Consider the following 21,132-nt stretch of genomic DNA (forward strand, 5'->3'; position numbering starts at 1 on the left):
AGGAAAAAGCCAGAGTCAAACTGGTGTCTTTGTACCCGGATTTAAGCAAATGACCGTTTGTTGTATATATGGAAGAGACTATACACTAGAGACATCGTTCATTATAAAAGGAGCAAAAAAGGAGCAGAAAAACAAGCGTCGTCATCGTCGAAAACGCCCTGTACGTCATCAAGACCCGGCCAACATGAGCCGGGTTTTTCTTTTTTGCCTACTGCCAGGAAGCCCCGCCCGGCCATCATGGGAGCCCTGGCCACACGACGGCATAGATCTACACAGCGGCCGCTTTTATGGCGTACCGTTTTCCCCTATGCTATAATATGGGTGTTGCTCGCCCCTATACAGAGCTAGTAAGGGGGTGTTTCATTATGCTTAAAAACATTCTCAATTTTCTAAAGGCCGTTATGGCAAGCGTAGTTTCCTACTACCTTTGCAAGTGGTTAGACTGCCTTTTTCAAATTATGAGCAACTAGCCCCGGCGCGTTCCCGTTGAACGCCACAAAGAGAAAGCCCCCGGAATGGCCGTTCCGGGGGCTTTCGTGTTGCTCGTGTCATTATGACATAAAAACATCTCAATTTCTATATTCATTATATCATGACTATTCTGCCTGTCAATCTGAACAGCTACATCATTTTTTGAACAGCTTCATCATGGAAATATGGTAGCCAGCCCCGGCAAAACGTCGGGCCAACTTTGCAAATTTTTACACTTTTTGCCGCCTATCGTACTTCCGATAATTAAAGATTATAGGAAAGTGACGGTTTTAAGCCGTTTATAAGGCATTTGCCGCCCGTTTTGCCGTCATGATTCACACAATTATAAACATTAATAACCTTTTATGAATAATCGTTGTATAAATTCAAAAGGCAGTCAGAAGGAAGCGGCCGACATATCGGACGAAAAGCGGGCCGATATTCTCCCCCCCTCTAGGCCGTGACTATGGTTAAATAGCTTCTATTCTCCCGTGTATCGCGTTTTTATTGTTTCTCCACGTAATTCCTCATGTAGGTTGTTCCATTCCCCTATGAGCCGCAAGGAAGCGGAACGGAGTGCTGCCAGAAATGGAAACGCCTTGCAAGCCAACACGCGACCGCAAGGGTGTCCGAAATGGACACTTGAAAAGAAAGTTTCCCTACTTTCTATTTCAGCAAGTTGCCTGGAGCTTCCCCTTATGTAAAGAACATTAGTTTGTTTTATGAAGAGAAGGCACGGCAACACCCACGCGGCCGCAAGGAAGCGGCGATATTTCCCCCGCTATAATTTAGCGATAAAAGGCCAGTTTTATGCGTTTTTCCGTGAATTTCGGGCGATTTTCCTTTGAAATGGCCTTAGTTTCATCAATTTGCTAATCATTGTACCCTTGCCAGAAACTACACCCCCTACGCGCGCAATACTCGTATTACAAAAAGGGCTGCCCCCGGCGTCAAAAACAACCACAAGGACAGCCATGATAGGGGGGATGTACTCCACGCGTTAAGGGCACCCCATGCAGGAAGTCCAGGGCAATGCCACGCGGTATCCTCTATCTAAATATACTTACTTGTATTCCCCTTCCCATCCATCACCAGGGTAACAAGATCCATAACGCATTGACTCAATAGCATACAGCTTTTTCACAAATAGCCGATACCATTCACAACTCAATAACTTCAATAGCCAGGACAATTTATAACACAACCTTTCACCACATCGCCCCCATAAAGGCAAAGCCTGCAAGCTATATAACAGCCGCTTCCCCCGGCCGGGGAATAGCCTACATAATCAAGTAGAACAACCGCCATGGCCTGGCATAGCCTGCTTTTCATGTTCTATTTATTTTCCATGGCCCCTTGAGAAATTTATAAGGCCGCCTGTTTTTTTAGGGCCACCCGGTCATTTTTGTGCAAGGTTCTAAAATAATAGCCGCTTCCCCGGCCGCCAACATGAATAGATCCATACAGCTCAACAGATGAACCACCCGCACAGCTTCATGTTATTTTCAAAAATCGGCAACCGCGGCGGCTTGTCGTTCCCATCATCCTACAATCAGCCAGGCAATACAAGGCCCTTGATAGGTTCTTTCAAACTGCTTTCAGCCTTGCGGCCACCGTGGCCCCGGTAAATAATCACATGCCAGGGAAAAACAGCCCTTAATTTATTTTTGAAGGGCATCGCATCGGCTTTAGTTCGCAAGAATACAGGAAATACCCCAACATTCCATAGCGTAGCCGTGATTAAGTGACACATAGGCCGACAGTTTCCCCGGCCGCTTCTCATGGCCGCTTTTCTCTTCCCTAAATGCCTTCCCATTGTCCGCCTTTAGTGGATATGGGAAGGCCAGGAAGCGGAACATATACAAGATAACTTTTCCCTGTATTTTGCCTCTCTATTTCCGTAAAATTTAAAGCGTGGTATGGTATATATACTATATATGGGTGGTAAAATCACCACCCTATACAATCCTGTATGTAAAATAGCTAAAAACACCATTATTAAGCCATTTATAGCTATTTATAAGGGTGGTAAAATCACCACCTTACAAAAAAATGATAAGGTGGTAAAATCACCACCCTAAACGCCTATATTCATCCACTGTAAAGACATCTTGAAAATAGATTTATTCCTTTTCCCCTTTCCACCGACTGTTATAATTTCAATAAATCCCATATTCATAAGGGCTTTTTTATCATTAATGAAATTTTTCTTTTCCTTATCCGTATATAGTTTATTGTTTTTAGCTACTTCAAAAGGCAAATAAAATACATCATCCCCCTGTAAATAGTCTACATCCGGGAAGTCTATACGTGGGTGCCTTTTACTGTAATGTGCTTCACGATAGGCCAGGCAATACAAATCTATTTGCCGCCGCGATAAAGCACGCCAGGCGGCCGACTTCTGCATTTCATAAGTAAGCGGCATGAATTGCTTGCTATTTCCCAGATATTCCGGTATTTTTCTTTTCTTCCTCATTCCCCCTTTTCGCCCCTTTCTATGAAGCGGCCGGGAATTTCCCCTGACCGCTTGCAATTTTCCAATAATTTCCATACAATACAAACAAGGCGACACCTGCAAGGGTATTCGTCCGGCCGTTTCCTGCCTGCAACGCTAAGGGAACGGCCCTTTTATTTTTCATAGCAAAAAGTTTCTATTCCATGGATACAACACGCCACGCCATAAAAAACACCGTCAATGACTTCTATATCGACAGGAACAATATATTTTTTCGGCGCGATCATGTCTCTTTGAATCATGCTGCCATGCTTATAATGTAACCCCGCTTCCCCGGCCGGGGCTTTTTTTACATCTGCTTTAGGGACACGCACGGGAATAATAGCAAACTGCGCCCCGGCATGAGTCTTTTTATTTTCCGGGGAAACAGTGAACTTTTCCGCGTCTTCAATCGATCCAAAAAGAGAAACAACACCACGTGGGCCGGGAAAAATTCCGTTTTTCTTGATAGAAGCAACCGCCGCCCATGGGGCAACATGGAAAAAAGTAGCCAATTTACGATACTTTCTAGTTGTTTGTTCGGGATTCTTCAAATTACGTGAACATAAAAAATAATTCATTTTTCTATCTCCTTTCGGCCACTTATTGGAGCTGTCCATCTTGCCAATTTTTCATAGCTCCATCCCTTGTTAGCGCGGCTTTATACCGCTTCCCCGTCATGCACTCGAATACATAAAACATACCTTTAGGGACGTGGACTGTATCCGCGATAGTATAGCACATATCAAGCAAATTATGCCGTTTTGGGTAATTGTTCACTGAAAGTGAACAGACCACAGAAGCACCGTATAAAAACGTGTCTGTATTTCCGGCGTTTGCTTGCTTTGCAACGATTTCGCACAGCCGACTATATTCATAAATGGACAAATGCAAAGAGTTTAAATAAATTCCCCGGTCAAAAGCTGCCGACGCATTAACGGCCGCTTCTTCTTTGCAGGCTTCTTTCATGGGTTCACCCCCCTCTTATTTTCGTAACCACATTTTCTTTTCACTCCGTTCTTGCAGGAAGCGTTCAAAATCTGCCAGCCTTACCAGGCGCAAGTTATAACTCAAATCAAGGAAGGAATAGCAATATTTCGGCATCTTTCGCATTTCGGACAACAATACATAAATTGTTGTTCGGCAAAGGGAAAACCGTTTCTGTAAATCGGGCGATCTAACCCATACGGCCCCGGCATCGTCTTCATAGATTTGAGCTATTTTTACTTTTTTCTTTGCCATGACTTTCATCTCCTATCTAAGACAATTCCAAAATGGACTTACAAGGCACTTTCGACGGTGTTTTTATTTTTCTTGTACTTCTTTTTGAGTGACGCCCCAACTCATCGGCTCATGTAGAAGACAATCAACACCATGAATAAAGGGGCATCCCTGGCAATCATTCTTTTCCAGCCGGTAATACAGGCAGAACCGTTCGAGGTTTTTGGCCGCTTCCACGGCGCGCTTTTTCGTGTATTCCATGGCTTATCCTTCTTCCTTAATCAATACTTGCGGTTCAACATTCAAAGCATGAGCGATTTTGCACGCCGTTAGCATACTTGCACGACGCCGCCCGGCTTTCAAAGCAAATAAGGTAGATTGCGTCACAGATGAACGGCGGGCCAATTCTGCCCACGTCCACAAATGTTTATGCGCCAGCTTTTCTACTTTTTCCATATCCATAAATACCGCATTTTTCATTTTTTCACCTTCTTTAAAAACACAATTTTATTGAATTTTCAATTAGACTATACAATATTATCGTGTTTATTGTCAATAATAAAATTGTGTTTTTGATTGACTGAATACAACTTTTATAATATTATTATTTTGAGAAAGTAGGTGTATAAATGCCATTTAAAGACAATCTGAAAAAATACAGAGAAAAAAGCGGCTATACAGCAAAAGCATTTGCCAAAACAATAAACATAGCCTACACAACTTATCTTACCTATGAAAACCAGGGTAGAGAACCCAAATTCGACACCCTCATAAAAATAGCGGACGCGCTTCATGTATCTATTGATGAATTACTAGGCTATAAAGCCGACATGGCCGACGAATTAACGCGATCTATTCAATTTCTTGAAAGTATCGGTTTTACTATTCATCGGTATCATTCTTCAAAACTGGAACACTATCAAGACTATTTTGTAATAAATAGTCAATCGTTCGACAAAAGCACTTTTCCGCGTAACATTAAGGAATTTTTTATGATAAGCGACCATAGAAACAAGAATATTGCTCATCTCTCACGCGCGGTTATTCCTCAAACGGTTATAGATCTAGCCCATTGGCTACTCAACAATGAAACATTAAATCAAAATATCAGCGCCCTATATTATCAAGAGGCGTTCAAAATACTGCCATTTATGGGGCATGAAATAAGAGAAGAAATAGAGGCCAGTTATTGGAAAAATCCGCCAGCATTTGAAAATAAAGATATTCCCATAGAGGAAAAAAACAAAACAAGGCGCACCGCGCTATTACTAAGATATCTAGATATAATTCGAGGCAAAGACTAATAACCACAAATAAACCATCCTTCAAAAATGGATTTACAAGGCACTTTCGACGGTGACGACGTTCAAGCATTTTTGAAAAGAGGTTGTCTATATGTGGATTGAAAAAGTTACCAATTCAAAAGGAACACGCTACAAATACCGGGAACGGTTCACGGCTGCCAATGGCCACACAATCACAGTGAGCCTCACCCTAAACAGTAATAGTTCACGCGCCAAAAAGCAGGCCGCCGACGCCTTGCGTGAAAAGTTTTTCAAAAAAGAAGGCCTGGCCAGGGAAGCGGAAAAGGAAGCGGCGCGCGCCATCACGGTGCACACCCTTTGTGATGAATGGTTTTCCATTCATCGGCAAACGGTCAAGGAAAGCACGGCCTACACGGAAAACTTATGGATCCGGAAGCTAAAGGCCAATATTTCCCCTTCCTTCTTAGTGGCCAACTTGACGGCCAACTACATGACGCGTTATTTCATGGGGCAATACTACGAAAAGAAAGCCTCTTATCCCTACGTGTATTCACAGCTGGCCATATTCAAGCAAATTATGCGTTATGCTGCAAAAAAAGGATATATCGACCAGGCCGCCGACTTCCTGGCCATCAAGCTCAAGCGACGCCCGGCGACGGCGCAAGAATTGGCCAAAAAGAACAACAAATTTCTCAGCCGCGACGAATTACGCGACGTCCTGGCCCTCATCGCCCAAAAGTCACCCCGTGTAGCTCATGCCATGGAATTTATTGCCCTTACTGGCCTGCGCTGCGGTGAATTATTGGCCCTGCGCTGGCAGGATGTGGAATTGACGAAAAAGAGTATCAACGTAAACGCCACGCTTGCACGAACCACAGAAAGCGGAGCGGCCAGGAAGCGGAACACGCCCAAAAACGTATATAGCTATCGTGTAGTACAGCTTGACGACCGCGCGGTAAAGATTCTTCAATGGTTCAAGGCAGACAACGACCGTTTACGTCTATGGGGCCATAATACCTATACCGACACTGGTTATATCTTTACGACCAAAAAAGGCCAGCCCATGTATATTACTGGCATCAATACGTTACTTTCTAAGCTAGACTATCCTAAACGCATTACTACGCATGTTTTCCGGCACACTCACATTAGCTTACTGGCAGAAATGGGAGTACCATTAAAAGCCATCATGCAGCGCGTCGGGCATCACAATCCAAATACAACGTTGAGTATATACACCCATGTTACAGACGCCATGCAAGATAAGGTTGTAGAAAAGCTTAATGCCATCAGCCTATGAAAAAAGCCCCCTTTCTCCAGGGAGCAAAAAAGGAGCAAAAGGGGGCAAATATTTCAGATTTTACGATGAATCACGAATAATCACAGGCAGCAGAAAAGCGCGTAAAATAGCTTTTCTACGCTACTTTAAACACTGGCAAACATTGTCTTATTTGCTTATAATAAAAAAACGTTAATTATACCATATTTACGCCCCTGCGAGAATCGGCAGGCAGGACAGAATCGCCGCAATCTGTCTTATTTACACGTCCCATATCATGGGATAAAATGATGGTACAGTTTATTTTTAGGAGGTTTTTTCTATGGCAACAAAACGTGTCCTCGCAATCCACGATATGTGTTCTTTCGGCCGCTGCTCCCTGACAGCCGCCATCCCGGTCATTTCGGCCATGGGCTTCCAGGTCTGCCCCTTCCCGACGGCTATTTTCAGCAACAACCTGACCTATGGTGACTATACATTCTCCGATTTTACGCCGCACATGACGGAATTCATGGATAAATGGCAGAAACTGGGCTATTCCTATGACGCCATTTACAGCGGTTTCCTTGCCGACGCTGGCCAGATTGCCATCGTCCTCGATGCCATCGCCCGCTTCGCCAAGAAAGATACCCTCGTCGTCGTCGACCCGGCTATGGCCGATGATGGCAAACTCTACCCCGTCTTCAAGCCAGATATCGTAACGGAAATGCGCAAGCTCATCGCCAAAGCCGACGTCATCACGCCGAATTATACCGAAGCTGCCCTGCTGGCCGACATTCCCTATGCCCAAGGGGCTCCGTCCATGAAGACTATGCTCGAACTCTGCCAGCAGTTAGCTGCTATGGGACCGCGCCAGATCATCATCACCAGCGTTCCCTCCGGCAGCGAAACGATTACTGTCGTCAGCTACGACGCCCGGACGTCCTCGTTTGACGAATGCACAGTCGACCGCATCCCCTTCAGCACCTGCGGCACTGGCGACCTCTTCACCAGCGTCCTCACGGGTTCCCTGCTCCAGGGCCATCCCCTGCATGACAGCGTCAAAAAGGCCACGCAGTTCCTGAACTACGCCATCGGCTATACCTATCAGGCCGGCAGCGACCCCCGCGAAGGCGTCCAGGTTGAACCGTGCCTTAAAAAACTGTTCTAAATTGTATTGTTAACCTATATAATTATATATCAAGTTGACCTCATGAGCGCTTTTTTGCTATAATACGGAAGAAATCCGTAAGCAAAGGAGCGCTTTTATCATGTCTGATTCAAGAGAAAAGACGATGCGCCTGACGCGCATCGCCCTGTTGATTGCTATGAACTGTATTTCCGCGTATTTGATCATCCCCCTGCCCTTTTCCCAGTCACCGATTGCCTTGCAGACGCTCATCGTCAACCTGGTCGCCTTCCTGCTGCCGCCCAAAGACGCGGCCATCACTATGCTGGCCTATATCGGCATCGGCATCATCGGCGTTCCCGTCTTCACTGGCGGCACATCGGGACCGGGCAAGATGTTCGGCCCGACAGGCGGCTATATCTGGGCCTATGTCGCTGCCGTCTTCCTCATGTCCTGGTTCAAAGGGAAGGAATACAGCTTCCGGCGCTATTCCCTGGTGGCCGTCGCCATCGGCATCCCCGTCATCTATCTCGGCGGCGTCCTGCAGCTCAAAGGCGTCACGGGGATGCCCTGGGAAGCCGCTATCATGAGCGGCGTCGTCCCCTTCATCCCCCTGGACATCGTCAAGAGCCTCTGTGCCGCTGCCCTGGCGCGGCCGCTGCTGGCCCTGGGCCTCACAGGGACTCAGGACTGACGCCGTCCATACATCCGTCCTTTGTCGGCATACATTTTTCGGTCCACCTGGGACAGCACTTCGTCGATATTGACGATAGGCGTATGGCACACGATATAGCCTAAAGCCATGCTGATGCCACTGGTACGACAGCGGGCACGCAGGTCCTTGATAAGCCGCTGGGCCTGCGCTTCATCGGCGTCCTTGACAACGATCATGAACTCGTCGCCGCCCATACGGAATACGGAGATATCACCATTCAGGCTTTTCATGATCTGGGCGGCCTGGCAGATGAGCTGATCGCCGGCTTCGTGGCCCTGGGTATCATTGGTCTGCTTGAGGCCGTTGAGGTCGCCGAAGATGAAGGCCAAAGAGATTCCATCGGGCAGACTGCGGCGATATTCAGAAAAGGCCCGGCGATTGCCGACACCCGTCAGCTGATCCGTCGCGCCGATGCGTTCGAGGGACCGGAACGTATCGCGGTTGCGCAGCATGCTGGCCAGGAACAGCGTCAGCGTCGATAACAGGAGGCCTGCCGATTTAAAGGCCAGCGCCGACGGGTTGATGACTTCTGTGAACCCCAGGGAGCGGCCGGACTGGGTCAGATGGCCCGATACGAGGCGGCGGATGCCCGATATATGAGCGTGGAAGCCCGGATGCTGCCGTATGAATTCCGGTGCGTCTTCGATAATGGCCATCTGTTTGGCATCAAACGTATCATAGAGCGCCCGCAGAGAATTGATGGGAATATGCTGGGCCATATGAGCTACAGGCTGCAGCCCTTCCTGATACCATTCATAAGTCGCGCTGACCCGGCTGCCCCGTTCTTCAAAGAGTAGGACCCGTTCAGCCTGCAGGCTGTGGCCGATTTTTTCCAACATCTTCTGTAACCCCGTGTCGGGATCGGCTTCGCGCATGCCGATAGCGATGACCTCATTGGCCATGACTTCCCGGAAAAGGACGTTATTTTCTGCCATATCCCGGTTGATATACGGATTGATGTCGGCTGCTATGGAAAAGCGGTAATTCTTCCCCTGCCAGGGAATGAGCGTCGTCCGCATGAACACATGCTGTTCCGTCTTGCGGTTGCGGCGCATGACCGTATAGAATGCATCGCGGCGCAGCCTGCTATTGATGCAGTCCTCACAAGGCGCATCGAGACCGGCCAGGAGCTTGTAGCACTTTTCGCCGACCCAGCTGTAGGCATCGGAAAGGCCATAGCTCTTCTGCATGTATTCATTGACATAGATCAGTTCATACGTATCCGGGTCGATGATGGATACTTCTTCATCGAGCTTATCGAACTTTTCCTTATCGAAGACCAGGCGGTCACTGATATAGACGGCTTGGCCATAGCGCTGTTCCTTGGCATCTTCCAGGCGCTCCCTCAAAAGCTGCATGATTTCATCGAAATCCCGGCCTTCCGAACCCTGGGCAATGGCATACTGCAAATAGAGGGTGCAGCTGTAGCCGTCGATATCGGTAATGCCGTGGATGGCGTTGGTCAGCTGCAACAGGGTATTGCGGAAATCCCGGTCCAGATTTTGATTGGTCATACAGAAAAAACGGCTGCCGCTCAAATGAGCCATCGTCTCTTTCAAAGAATTGATAGCCAACAACTGCCGGGTAATGGCCTGCAATAATTTCCGGGCCACTTCTTCCCCGTAATCCTGAAAAATCTGTTCATATTCCGGTACTTCCAGCATGATGCAGACGTAATCATTGCCATGACGCCGGTAATTTTCCATATACTCTTCCGCAGCCAGCAAGAGGCCCCGGAAATTAAGCAGCCCCGTTTCTTTGTCGATGAAACTGATCTTCCGGAGCTGTTCTTTTTTTGTATCCCTTTCTTCTAAATCAGTGAAATAGCCCAAGAGCCCGATGATATGCTGGCCCCGGTAGATAGGGAATTTCGTAGCCGTAATCCGGTGCAGCTGCCCTTGGACGAGGCATTCACCGAGGACGTCCCGCGTGATTTCCCCTTTTTCCAGGACAGCCAGTTCGGCTTCCTGATAGACCTGGCCGTTGATATGCCAGCCTACGTCCTCATCCGTCTTTCCGATGAGGCTTTTGTCATCCTTCAGTCCATAGTAATCGAGGAAAGCCTGGCTGACGCCGGCAAAGCGGCGGGCCCGGTCTTTCCAGAAGAACTTGATGTCTGAATAATGGATCATGGCCTGGCTGAGTTCACGCAAGAGGCGGAAATAAGGCTGGCGGACCGGTTCCAGATTATGGATGCCAAAAGACGTGGCAAGGACCGGCAACAGGCTCTTGCGGTCCCGCGCCGTTTCCCAGACGTCGTCGCGGCAACACAGCAGGATATTCTGCCGCCCCCCATTGCGCAGGAGCATGGCTAAAAAGACCGTCCAACGATAGCTGCCATCGGCCTGTTTGATGCGAAAGACACTGCCCGTGCTGGCTGTCTGCGACTGGCCAGCCTGACGATAGATGTTATCAAAATCGAGGAATGATAAAAACCGCTCCCGGTCATCATCATAGACGAAATGGGCAACATAGTCCTTCAGCAGGTCTGAGATTCCCTGCAGTACCTGGCCTTCTATCCAGTTCGGCATAACCGTCTTGATGATTTCAAACGTATCATCCCTGGGATTCAGATAATACAGGCCCTTATAGAGTTTCAAAATATTGCGCAGCACATAATCGATGCGATGGGCTTCCTTATCTTCCCCGGCATCGGCAATGTTATAGACCCAGGCCCGGCAGAGATAGCGGCCCTGAGTCCCGCCGATGAGCTCCAGATGAAGCTGTAAATAGTGGTCCTCTTCGATATAGGTGACGACCTGTTCCTGGCCGGATGCAACGAGTTCATCCAGGCAGGGCTGCAATCGCTGGCGGAAGGAAAAGTCATGGATCCATAAGGGCAGATCCATGCCATTGTATCCTGGCAGGGCTGCGCGGATAAGGCGGCGAAATGCGGAATTGGCAGATAAAACAGCGGCTCGTGTTCCATCATAATGGAAAACGGCAACGGGGATATCGGTCACGACGTTGATGAGACCTGCCTTATCATAGACCGGTTCTTCCCGCCGCGTTTCCTGGCCGAACTCATAGTGAGCGCAAAAAAGCTGCATATCTTCATACGACATGGGACGGCCAAAGTAATAACCCTGTATCTTTTCACAGCCGATCTGCCGCAGGAAATCGACCTGGGCCTTCGTTTCCGCCCCTTCGGCCAGGGTATGGACGCCCAGTTCCTTGGCCATGAGGACGATGGCCTTGAGGATGCGGCGGCTCTTTTCATTGAAATTGCGCAAAAAGGCCATATCGATCTTGAGTTCATCGAAATGGTAGTTATGCAGGACGTTGAGCGACGAATAGGCACTGCCGAAATCATCGAGCCAGACCTGATAACCCGACTGTTGGAACTGCCGCAGAGTCTGGACCAAGTTGTGCTTTTCTTTGACCAGCGCCGTTTCCGTCACTTCAATGCGGATATAGTCGCGCTGCAGGTCATAGCGGTCTATGATATTCTCCACCAGGACAAAAGGGTCCATGAGATTGAAATCATGGCGCGACAAATTGACCGACACAGGCAGGACGGGCTGCTTGTTGATCAGCCGGTAGTGGAGCTGCTTGGCCACTTGTTCCAGGACATAGATATCCAATTTATGGATGAGCCGGGCCTGTTCCAGGACGGGGATGAAGACACTGGGCGTAAGCCGGCCGTAGACCGGATCTTCCCAGCGAGCCAGTGCTTCAGCGCCGCAGATTTTTCCGGTCATGGCCCGGATGACGGGCTGATAATAGACCTTGATATGGCCTTTTTCCAGGGCCGTGTTGAAATTTTCCAGGACGAAGGCCCGCTTTTCCAGGGCTTCGCCCATGTCCCGCGTGTAGATGGCCCAGCAGCGCGTGGCATCATTCTTGATGGTATCGCAGGCGATTTTAGCCATATCGAATGTATGGCGCACGATGTGGATGTCATCGTCTTCGAGCAGGCAGACACCTGCCTTCAGGACGATGTTGGAATTATTGATGTAGGCATTGACACGGCTGCAGATGACTTCAATCTTCTGAAATATATCCTGCCGCATGGCCAGGACACCAAAGCCATCGGCTGAAAAGTGGGAAATGAGCATCCCCGGGAAATACTGACGCAGCAGGACGGCAATGCGCTTGAGGCAATGGTCGCCGGCAGCCAGGCCATGGAGGGAATTGTAGAGGCGGAAGTTGGTGAGGTTGAAGTAAGTCGGACAGTACAGCGACAGACGGCCCTTGGGACTTTCCCGCCGGGCCATCTGCAACGCTCTCTTAAAGAACAGGCGCATCCCCAACAGCCCCGTCAGCGGGTCGTTCAGGGTGCTGCTGCCCTTCAGTTCACTGCTGATGATCTGCAGCAGCCAGGCAGTCTTCCCATCGTCCAGGGAAATGACACTGACCGATCCTTCGGCCCGGCGGAAGTGGTCATCCCGCGTACGGAAACGGAAGGTCACGAATTCCGAACGGCCCTGTTCAGACATATGGGTGACAGGATAATAATCCTCGCTATCGACCATGCCCCGGAACCGCCGTCCCGTAAAACGGTAAAATTCCGCTTCATCCATACAATGATAAATCTTCAGCATCCCTTCATTGACGAATAAAATAGGTTCCCCCGGTTCCATGCCGATCAGGCATATGCCGGCCGTCAGCCGATCATAATAGCGATGCAGCTCACCCTGGATTTCCTCTAGCCCCATGCCCTTCACATCCTCCTGTGCCATGTGTTATAAAGCATTACGATTGTCAAGACAAATGATTTGAACCTCTCCTGCTTGTAGAAGTAGGAGATTCTTGAGAAGGTTGCTGTTTAAGTTTCCTCCTGAAATCAGGATAGCCTTATTCTCAAAGGGCTGTCCAAAAGCCCCTTACACAGTCCCTCGAAATCGAAGTTCTGCTTACTTGGTAGATAATTTTGCACTTCTTTTCTACCCGTCGCGATTCGCCTATTGCGTCGTGCTGCGGCAAGGGGGAGTGCTCCTCCCAAAACGGCTCAAAGACCGTTGATTGAAAATACTTTTTTGTTCACGCAGAAGTCTAACTGCTATTGATATTATACCACAGACTCGCCATTCATCTCCAACCTAAGAGGAAGGAGTCTTCTGGCGAAACTGGGATAAATTTCGTCTATCTACGGAATTCACGCGGGACGCCTTAACAGGACGTCCCCTACGAAATCGCATATAGGCGATAAAAATAATACATTGCTCGCAGGCTACAAAAAAAAATACACGGCCTGTGGCCTTGTGTGTAGGGGCCGCCTGGGTAAGGCGGCCCGCTGTAATTTGCGGCAAAGCCGCTTTTGAGTCCGGGCAACAAAAAAAGGACCTGTGTACGTAATCGTACACAGGTCCGATAATTTCACAAAGGAAATTATTTGAGTTCTACTCCCTCGGCCTTTCCCAAAAATGAGAATGGCTTCACTAAGCCGTTTTTAAAGAATCATTTTTTCAAAATCAGCCTCATTTTCGCAGTTTTTAAAAAAAATAGTATCATTTGAGTATCACTGACCAGTATCCTTTACGGTGCGTTCCCATGCGTTTTAGGCAGCCTTTTTCCTGCAACTTCTTCGTATGATATTTTATAGTACCAAGGGACAGCGACGTGGCCATCGCAATTTCCGATTGCGTGCTGTCTGGTTTCTTTTGGATATATGCTAAAATAGCTTCTTCCTTATCATTTAATTTCACAGACAGATTCGTCCCAGTTTGGTCAGTGTTTTTAGTTTGGTTAGCGGTTTGGTCAGTGGTTTGGTCAGTTTTTGGTGTTTGGTCAGTGGTTTGGTCAGTTTTTCGATACAAGTTTACCCGCAAATCGCCATCAAAATCAAGAATTTCCGGTTCCCTCAGCCCATAATCACGGCAATCCCGCAAAATACGCGGAAAGCCACTGCCCCACTTTTCAATCAGATTCATGTAAGCAAAAGCATTGGCCAAGGCCCGGTTGCGAATCTTTGAAAATCCTTCTTTCATTTTTTCAGGCGTTACGCCGCGCATCAGGCCGCCCGGAGAAGTAACTTCCAGTCGATCTGAAAAAAGAGCAATCTGAATGGATCCCGGCTCCAAATAATTACGATGTACAAGTGCATTGGCAATTAATTCACGGATACTGTCCGGAGGCAGTTCATAAATATCCTGTCGATAGACTCCCTGAAATCTAGCACCCATGTTGATTTTTTCAAGCACGTACTGATATGCTTTTTCCACTTGTTCCTGAATCGGTGCATCAATTTCCCGTTTATCGATAAAAACGGCTCTATCTTCCGTTTTAAACACAGCACATTGAACAACTGGAGGATACCCAGCCTGATGTGTCAGCATCGCATATGCATAGGTTGGTATAAGCTGGCCTTTATGTTCAAGCAAAACGCCCCACGAAATAAGCTGATTGACTGTCAACTCTTTGATTTCTTGACGCTGGAAATCTGATGCTGCATTTTTTTTAGCCGTTTCTCTCATCGAATGGCATAATGCTGCCACATCAGACTGCTTCACTTTCAGATTTGGAATCGGTTGTTGGTCGAAAAATTTATTTTTCCCTTCTAAAAGTAATTCCTGCAGCATCGCCTGATCCGCAGGACGCGTTGTTCCAGCCGTCCGGATATAGGTTCCTTTCACAAGCCCCTTCTTTTTGATATAATACGGGCGCTGCATTCCTGGCGCAATCTCCAAAATGATAAGCGATTTCCCCTTTACTTCCTGAACAAAAAGATCCGGAATAATCATCGGCGCACAGCTATCCGTAACCGCATTAGTAATAGCATCCATCAGTCGAAAAAGGTCGCTCTGGGGAATACCAACAACCTGCATCGTTCCGTCTTCAATACCAAATACAATCCGCCCGCCATCTCCATTAGCAAAGGCAACAACAGATTTCATATATTTCTGGCTGTCTTCCGGAACCATTTCCTTATATTCTACGTTTTTAGACTCCCCTTGAAGCAATGAATCTTTTTCCATCCCTATTGCCGCCTCCTCTCAGACTCATTGTAGCAGATTATAAAATTTCCTACAATAAAGCAAGGCCCCCGTACCACTAGTGCAGGGGGCTTGTCACATCTTGCAGGGCATTGCTTATTTCGCCACGTCATCCAAAGATTTAAAGGGAATTCCCGGTTCTTTCTCGGCTCGATCCAGTTTCTCAGCCATTCCCGGTATTCTGTAGATATACGCCGTGTCATTTTTTCCATTAGCTGGCTGCTTCTGCCCGTCCAATGGTTTATCGAAAGTCTTTTTCATGATTTCACCTCCCCTATATACCTTTCCATGCGTCTGCAATGGCCCGCCAGCTGGATTTCAACGGATGTTCGTTGATTCTGTCGGCTAATACAATCGGCCACAGCCCCCAATCATTCAATTCATAGACTAAATCCCGATTATTGGAAATCCCCGAACGAGGGTCCCCATAAAAATACCCGATAGCCTTCACTTTTTTAGATGATTTGTCAACCAAAAATTCTACCCAATGGCTATCTAAATCAAAATAAGAAATCATATAGTATTTAAATCGTTCTTGATCTCCGTATTTCGTCTTGAAAGTATATGTGCCCTCCAAGGCATACCCTGTATTCGGTATATTCCTGTATTTGTCTACATCTCCAGAGTAAAGCAGCTCACCGTATGCTGCTATGACCTGCTCCAAACTCATACCTACTTCGATTCCTTTGTCAGTCTGATACCCTGGCTTCATGATGAGGATGGTATAAAGCAAGCCCGATTGACGCCGAAGTCCTGCAAGCGGATTATTGCTGATAGTCATAAAAAGACTATGGTCCTTCTTAAGGTACGCATCCGACCAACGATCTTTGCTATAAAATTTGTAGTCATTCTGATTTAAATAATCATACAAACACTGATCGTTGGCATAGTTAAAGTGGTCCATGATACCGGCGTCATCAACATATGCAAAGGACCCAGCAGGCATAATAAGCAACATAGACCCGAGGAAAAGTTTTGAAATAGATTTTGCTCCAAACATAGGCGTCTCCTTTCACCAAGTTTAATCACCTCAGAACCAAAAGTACATCAAAGTATAGTTATTTTTCGTCATCTTTTGCTACAAGCAAGAACTTTTCCATAGGAATATCAAGGTATTTCGATAAAATACGGAGGTCCTTTATCTTCAATAAATCCGGCTTCTTTTCCAACTTTCGATAGGTTTGAATATTGATTCCAAGCACTTTTGCAAGATCAATTTGCCGTTTTCCTCTTAATTTTCTCGCCTGTATCAAAGATAATCTCATCACGTACCTCGCCTCCTTTTACTATACTTTAACACACTTAAATATATTTAACAATAGTAAAAGTACAATTTTCTATACTTCATGATGATTTTTTTATACTTAATGTTGAAAAAAATAGATATTAATAGTAATATTTTATATAGGGAGGTGTCGCCATGACAATCGGTGAAACAATCCGGAATATCCGGCAAGTAAAAGGCTTATCACAAAAAGAATTGGCCGATATCTGCGGTGTCAGCATGGGTGCTGTTTCAGCATGGGAACAAGGCCGCAATGAGCCACGGCCACGCATCCTGAATAAAATCGCAGACCACTTCAATATTCCCGTAAATATGCTTCTCCATCCACAATCAGATACACTTCAATTGTTCGAAGATACACAAGCTTCAGATCACAAATTTTCTGCACAGGAAGAAAGGCTTATCCATCAATACCGGCAGCTTTCGCAGCTGGGAAAAGATACCGTAAATGCGGTCATTCATGTCCAACTTCAAGGACAAAAAGCAAACTATCCGGAAGGATATGAAAGTGCCTCAGAATTCGTCAATGAACCCAAGGGTCTATATGAACAGCTTTATAAAGCCAGCCCTGAAATTTTACAAGAAATAGAACGATATTTTCAGTACTTGCAAGAAAAGGAAGGTCATAAAACGTAAGCGAAAAATATATTCAAAGCAGAATAGTATACAGCAAAAAGCCGACAGGATAAACCTGCCGGCTAATATTTTTTAAACTATATTTAATTACTCTGCCGCTTATCTAAATTCCTAGCCCCTGCAACTTTCTTATCCTTTTCCGCAAGATTTTCTGCTTTCTTAAGAATCCGATCATGAATCTTTTGTTCTGGGAGGCAGTCAAGTATATAAATACCGCCAAGCTCATCCAGATAAATTTCAAGATCACGTATCCTCTCAGATGAAACCGGAATACCTGCTACCTGCGCATCGATTACTGCCTGAATAAAGGGACGAAGTATTTCCGGATTATTCGATGTATTTCGCTCCAGAATATCGACAATGAATCTGGAATTCTGTGCCACAAACCGTGTCAGATGATACGGATCAGAATCCATCTTGTCATAGGTCAACCGTCCTGTCCACCAAAGACGTGACATGGCATTCCGCGTAAGCGACCGTCTTGCCCCGAACCCGAAGAAATAATGCTGCAAAATATTATTTATCGAATGATTTTTCTTTGCTTTCCATCTGTACTGCACATACGTCCAGAACGGACCAAGGCAGAGGGCAGACCAAAGCCGCTCATCAGATGCTTGAGAATCAGACAGAAAACGGAAAGCATCATACACTGCTGTTATATTCACCGAATCCGTCTTGCCGGGAATATCATCATTCATATCAAGTGATACCTGCGGCATCGGAAACTTGGAATCGGAAAAGATATTCCGCCCAAATGCCTTCTGAAGCCAAGTATTATCATCTTCTGCAAAATGATTCACAAAAGAGCTTATATTATTTTTGACAGTGTTCATATCATCTGTCTTAAAAAACGGCATCATCATACCTTGCCACCTTCTATCCCCTCAACACCGGACAGCTCTGCAAACGCACCCGGAAGCGGGCTTCCAATTAACTTCTGAGCAAGCTCCATGGAATCCCTTCCGGAAAGTCCGCCGCCTTCCACATCACAGTCAAACTCCTTTAATAAAACATTCCTAATTGACCGGAACCATCCGCAGTCCTGACCTCGCCGGTTCATCTCTTCACTGTCCCAACGTTTTATCTCCTCGATTACAAGAACCAGTGCCGGAACGATTGTCAGTGCGTTCAGTACCGTCTCAAACCTCGGATTCTGTGATAGAGACTTATAGCTGTAATAATCATTATACGGGAGCTGAACTACGATTTTCTCTCCACTTCCGTCGACCTTCATCTCTTTAATGGTTTCATCCGTATTCTGAATAATTGAAAAAATCGATGGTGTGTTGGCAAGATCGTCGATACGGACGGACACATCCGCGTTTACCTGCTGCCCTACGGCAAGAACACATCCTTCTTCAACATCAAAGGACATTCCTTTATAATCATCGTCAAAGTCCTTACTAAAATAGGACTGTAAATTCTCATCTGCTACAATAAACGGACAGATTTGAACGAGATTCTTTACCTCACGGTTGGACAACACATAAGATGAAGAGAGTTTGTCCGTACGGATCACTTTGCGAAAACCAGTCTGCGAACACTCCATATGATATACAAAGGATGCTTTGCCACTCCGCACAAGACCGAGAAGTTCCTTATTTGTAAGGGCCGCCTCAAATACAAGTCTCGTATTAAAACCGTCCTTAACATTCGTGATTTTTACATCAAATGCATGCTTATCTTTGTAATCATCCAGAAAATATGCAAGCACGGGATAAGGATACATTTTATACCGTATGTCCATAACCTTTTACCTCCAGGCTACAGTAGTCTCCACTAAAATCCAGTTTCACATTAATCTTAAGCGGTTTACCGGCTTCAAAAGTAAGACCTATAATCCGGTTTTTCTCTACCTTAAGTGGTGTTCCGTCAGAAAGAGAAGCCGATATCGCATCCGTGCTGTAATCTACAGATTCTGCTGCGATAAACACTTCAAGATATCCATTGTCCGCGGATACCACTGGAGTATAAGAAATTAGATATTCGCCGGTTTTACGGCTCCTGCATACAGCTCTCTTCTTAGACGGCCGAATATAAACGATCTTCTGTTTATGGTCAATCGGATGAGTTCCGACGCCAGTCCCTTCATCGGAACCGCCGCCACCACCGTTACCGTTTCCGTCGCCGCGGCTGCTACCTTCACCTGGGAGGCCGGACGATGTTTCTTTTCCTTCCGGATCATTCACCCCGGCCTTAACACCGGAATCCGGATTCTCCACAGGCGCACCAAAACTAGCAGACGGTCTTACTGTCCGAGGAATCAGTGTGACTTCTCCAATTTCATCTGTCAACGCTTCCTCACGATTTTCTTGTTTCCCTTCTTCCTCCGCTGCAAGATACTGTCCAACAGCCGGATCGAGAGGATCTCCGCCACCTTCCTTTTTCTGCTCATTAAAGCACTTGCGGATAAAATCAAACAATTTTTTAGTAATTATTCTCGCTTTTGTTTTATCATCCGCGCGGTCAATCTCCCACTTCGTATGCTGCGGATTCTCCAGAGATCTCAGGAACGTATTCAGGGCATCCCCTTCGATATACATAATTCCGGCAAAAGGAATGATATTGTTAATGTAACCACGGTTCATGATCTTCATGCCAGTTCCCCTTACAATCGCCACACGATGCCACAGGCCCGGTGCGATTAGGAGCTTAAGATGCGCAGTCCCCATACCTTCCACATCCATTTTATATGGTGGACAGGTCTTCTCATCCGCACAAAGCACCTGATAATACTCATCTGCATGATCCTCAAACTTATCTTTATACTGCTCCATCAACTTCGGAAGATAGTCTTTACTGATTTCAATCCCTTCCACCCTAACAATCAGTCTACCAGAATAAACGGCGTACAAGAAACCGTCAAGTACAGAAGCCACCATCTGAGAAACCCAGTCCTCATCAGAATCAAAACCAAGGATATAAATATCTGTGCCGCTCATGCCATCCAGACGGGTAAACCCAGGATCCAAAAAAATCTGGTCCCTTACTGGCATATTCTTCTCAAGACCGTAAAAACCGGTTCCCTGCGTCACCATGCCATAGGCAGTCCTAAAACTTGTCAGACGGGAAACCCCCTGGTATGCCTTTACACCGTCCTTATCCAGAGTGGAATAAAACACGGTGCGGAAATCCGAGCAGGCAAACGGAGCAAACTTGCCAATACCGAAAGATCCTCCTGCTGTACCAGACTTATCCGATGCTCCGGTTGACTTCGTCAGATTGCACCAAGGAGAATTATAATCCTGATCTGATCCAATCAGGCCAGACGTGTGAAAATCACTGATGCGAAGGCAACTGATATATTCCTTCTTCCCTACTGCCTGCGCATTCTTAAAGAAATTTACAGCTTTCTGGTTGTGCTGAACACTCCAGAATTCTTCCGCTCTATGAAACGCATCCATCAGCTGATCAAAATGAGGAACCGCGTCCTTCTTTATCCGAAATGTCCGGAATTCAACAATGACTGGCTGACCATCACTACCAGCGTCAATCGAATTTTGACAAATCTCTCTGGCGAGGGACTTCATGGGTGTTCCCTTGAACGTCTCCACACCGGAATCAGCAATGCCGAAGATTTGACCGTAATCATTCAAAGGAAAGCGCCAAGTATCTTTCCAAAGTCTAAATTCTTCCATACTTCCTCGTAAGCGGAAAATAAATCGGTGGATTTAATCTCCTGGCTGTTTGTGAGACAATAGGCTCATCAAACAGGATAAATGA

20 protein-coding genes are annotated in these 21,132 nt (G+C 46.6%); 6 read left to right on the plus strand and 14 right to left on the minus strand.

The features are described from left to right. Positions 1–2,408: 2,408 nt before the first annotated feature. Positions 2,409–2,552 carry a hypothetical protein gene (locus tag ACE418_RS12635; protein ID WP_416450939.1) on the plus strand — a complete coding sequence of 48 codons (144 nt, stop codon included), beginning with the start codon at positions 2,409–2,411 and terminating at the stop codon, positions 2,550–2,552. On the opposite strand, the gene ACE418_RS12640 is transcribed toward ACE418_RS12635, so the two are convergent. The 6 genes from ACE418_RS12640 to ACE418_RS12665 form a co-directional block, all read right to left on the minus strand. After that, a complete protein-coding gene (locus ACE418_RS12640; RefSeq protein WP_416450940.1) occupies positions 2,549–3,022 on the minus strand; it encodes a hypothetical protein in 474 nt (157 codons plus the stop codon). The genes ACE418_RS12635 and ACE418_RS12640 overlap by 4 nt on opposite strands. 77 nt (positions 3,023–3,099) lie before the next feature. Then, positions 3,100–3,546, minus strand: coding sequence for a hypothetical protein (locus ACE418_RS12645; protein ID WP_416450941.1), 447 nt, complete (start codon positions 3,544–3,546; stop codon positions 3,100–3,102). A gap of 22 nt (positions 3,547–3,568) precedes the next feature. After that, a complete protein-coding gene (locus ACE418_RS12650; protein ID WP_416450942.1) occupies positions 3,569–3,934 on the minus strand; it encodes a hypothetical protein in 366 nt (121 codons plus the stop codon). Positions 3,935–3,949: 15 nt separating this feature from the next. Next, entirely contained in the window at positions 3,950–4,207 is a 258-nt protein-coding gene (locus ACE418_RS12655) for a hypothetical protein (protein WP_416450943.1), read from the minus strand. 63 nt (positions 4,208–4,270) lie between these two features. Further along, the gene (locus tag ACE418_RS12660; protein ID WP_416450944.1) at positions 4,271–4,447 is read right to left on the minus strand and encodes a hypothetical protein; all 177 of its coding nucleotides are present in this window, start codon (positions 4,445–4,447) and stop codon (positions 4,271–4,273) included. Positions 4,448–4,450: 3 nt separating this feature from the next. After that, positions 4,451–4,642: a helix-turn-helix transcriptional regulator gene (locus tag ACE418_RS12665; RefSeq protein WP_416450945.1), complete on the minus strand. Its 192-nt coding sequence runs from the start codon at positions 4,640–4,642 to the stop codon at positions 4,451–4,453. Between the two features lie 173 nt (positions 4,643–4,815). On the opposite strand from ACE418_RS12665, the gene ACE418_RS12670 reads away from it, so the two are divergent. The 4 genes from ACE418_RS12670 (at position 4,816) to ACE418_RS12685 (ending at position 8,532) form a co-directional block, all read left to right on the plus strand. Next, the gene (locus ACE418_RS12670) at positions 4,816–5,490 is read left to right on the plus strand and encodes a helix-turn-helix domain-containing protein (RefSeq protein ID WP_416450946.1); all 675 of its coding nucleotides are present in this window, start codon (positions 4,816–4,818) and stop codon (positions 5,488–5,490) included. Positions 5,491–5,581: 91 nt separating this feature from the next. Next, entirely contained in the window at positions 5,582–6,751 is a 1,170-nt protein-coding gene (locus ACE418_RS12675) for a tyrosine-type recombinase/integrase (RefSeq protein ID WP_416450947.1), read from the plus strand. Positions 6,752–7,052: 301 nt separating this feature from the next. Further along, positions 7,053–7,880, plus strand: a complete 828-nt coding sequence (locus ACE418_RS12680; protein ID WP_416450948.1) for a pyridoxamine kinase — start codon at positions 7,053–7,055, stop codon at positions 7,878–7,880. A gap of 100 nt (positions 7,881–7,980) precedes the next feature. After that, the gene (locus ACE418_RS12685; protein WP_416450949.1) at positions 7,981–8,532 is read left to right on the plus strand and encodes a biotin transporter BioY; all 552 of its coding nucleotides are present in this window, start codon (positions 7,981–7,983) and stop codon (positions 8,530–8,532) included. On the opposite strand, the gene ACE418_RS12690 is transcribed toward ACE418_RS12685, so the two are convergent. The 5 genes from ACE418_RS12690 to ACE418_RS12710 all read right to left on the minus strand — a co-directional run bounded on the left by ACE418_RS12690 (position 8,523) and on the right by ACE418_RS12710 (position 16,753). Beyond that, positions 8,523–13,211 carry an EAL domain-containing protein gene (locus tag ACE418_RS12690; protein WP_416450950.1) on the minus strand — a complete coding sequence of 1,563 codons (4,689 nt, stop codon included), beginning with the start codon at positions 13,209–13,211 and terminating at the stop codon, positions 8,523–8,525. The two genes, ACE418_RS12685 and ACE418_RS12690, sit on opposite strands and share 10 nt — an antisense overlap. A 792-nt stretch (positions 13,212–14,003) precedes the next feature. Beyond that, on the minus strand, positions 14,004–15,470 hold the full coding sequence (locus tag ACE418_RS12695) for an ATP-binding protein (protein WP_416450951.1): 1,467 nt from the start codon (positions 15,468–15,470) through the stop codon (positions 14,004–14,006). A gap of 114 nt (positions 15,471–15,584) precedes the next feature. Continuing rightward, complete coding sequence (locus ACE418_RS12700; protein WP_370853904.1) at positions 15,585–15,749, minus strand: hypothetical protein; 165 nt, start codon at positions 15,747–15,749, stop codon at positions 15,585–15,587. A gap of 13 nt (positions 15,750–15,762) precedes the next feature. Continuing rightward, positions 15,763–16,488, minus strand: coding sequence for a hypothetical protein (locus ACE418_RS12705; protein ID WP_226885619.1), 726 nt, complete (start codon positions 16,486–16,488; stop codon positions 15,763–15,765). Positions 16,489–16,546: 58 nt separating this feature from the next. After that, positions 16,547–16,753, minus strand: a complete 207-nt coding sequence (locus ACE418_RS12710) for a helix-turn-helix domain-containing protein (protein WP_226885632.1) — start codon at positions 16,751–16,753, stop codon at positions 16,547–16,549. Between the two features lie 155 nt (positions 16,754–16,908). Here ACE418_RS12710 and ACE418_RS12715 point away from each other — a divergent pair, with 155 nt between their 5' ends. Continuing rightward, positions 16,909–17,409, plus strand: a complete 501-nt coding sequence (locus ACE418_RS12715) for a helix-turn-helix domain-containing protein (protein ID WP_027895159.1) — start codon at positions 16,909–16,911, stop codon at positions 17,407–17,409. A gap of 83 nt (positions 17,410–17,492) precedes the next feature. Here ACE418_RS12715 and ACE418_RS12720 read toward each other — a convergent pair whose 3' ends face one another. The 3 genes from ACE418_RS12720 to ACE418_RS12730 are packed head-to-tail and all read right to left on the minus strand — an operon-like array spanning position 17,493 to position 21,047. Beyond that, positions 17,493–18,272 carry a DUF6339 family protein gene (locus ACE418_RS12720; protein WP_226885620.1) on the minus strand — a complete coding sequence of 260 codons (780 nt, stop codon included), beginning with the start codon at positions 18,270–18,272 and terminating at the stop codon, positions 17,493–17,495. Beyond that, entirely contained in the window at positions 18,269–19,156 is an 888-nt protein-coding gene (locus ACE418_RS12725; protein WP_027895161.1) for a hypothetical protein, read from the minus strand. The genes ACE418_RS12720 and ACE418_RS12725 overlap by 4 nt, the downstream gene beginning before the upstream one ends. Continuing rightward, positions 19,140–21,047, minus strand: coding sequence for a hypothetical protein (locus ACE418_RS12730; protein ID WP_416450952.1), 1,908 nt, complete (start codon positions 21,045–21,047; stop codon positions 19,140–19,142). The genes ACE418_RS12725 and ACE418_RS12730 overlap by 17 nt, the downstream gene beginning before the upstream one ends. Positions 21,048–21,132: the final 85 nt, after the last annotated feature.

It is taken from the genome of Megasphaera jansseni (genome assembly GCF_047974155.1).
Lineage (GTDB): Bacteria > Bacillota > Negativicutes > Veillonellales > Megasphaeraceae > Megasphaera.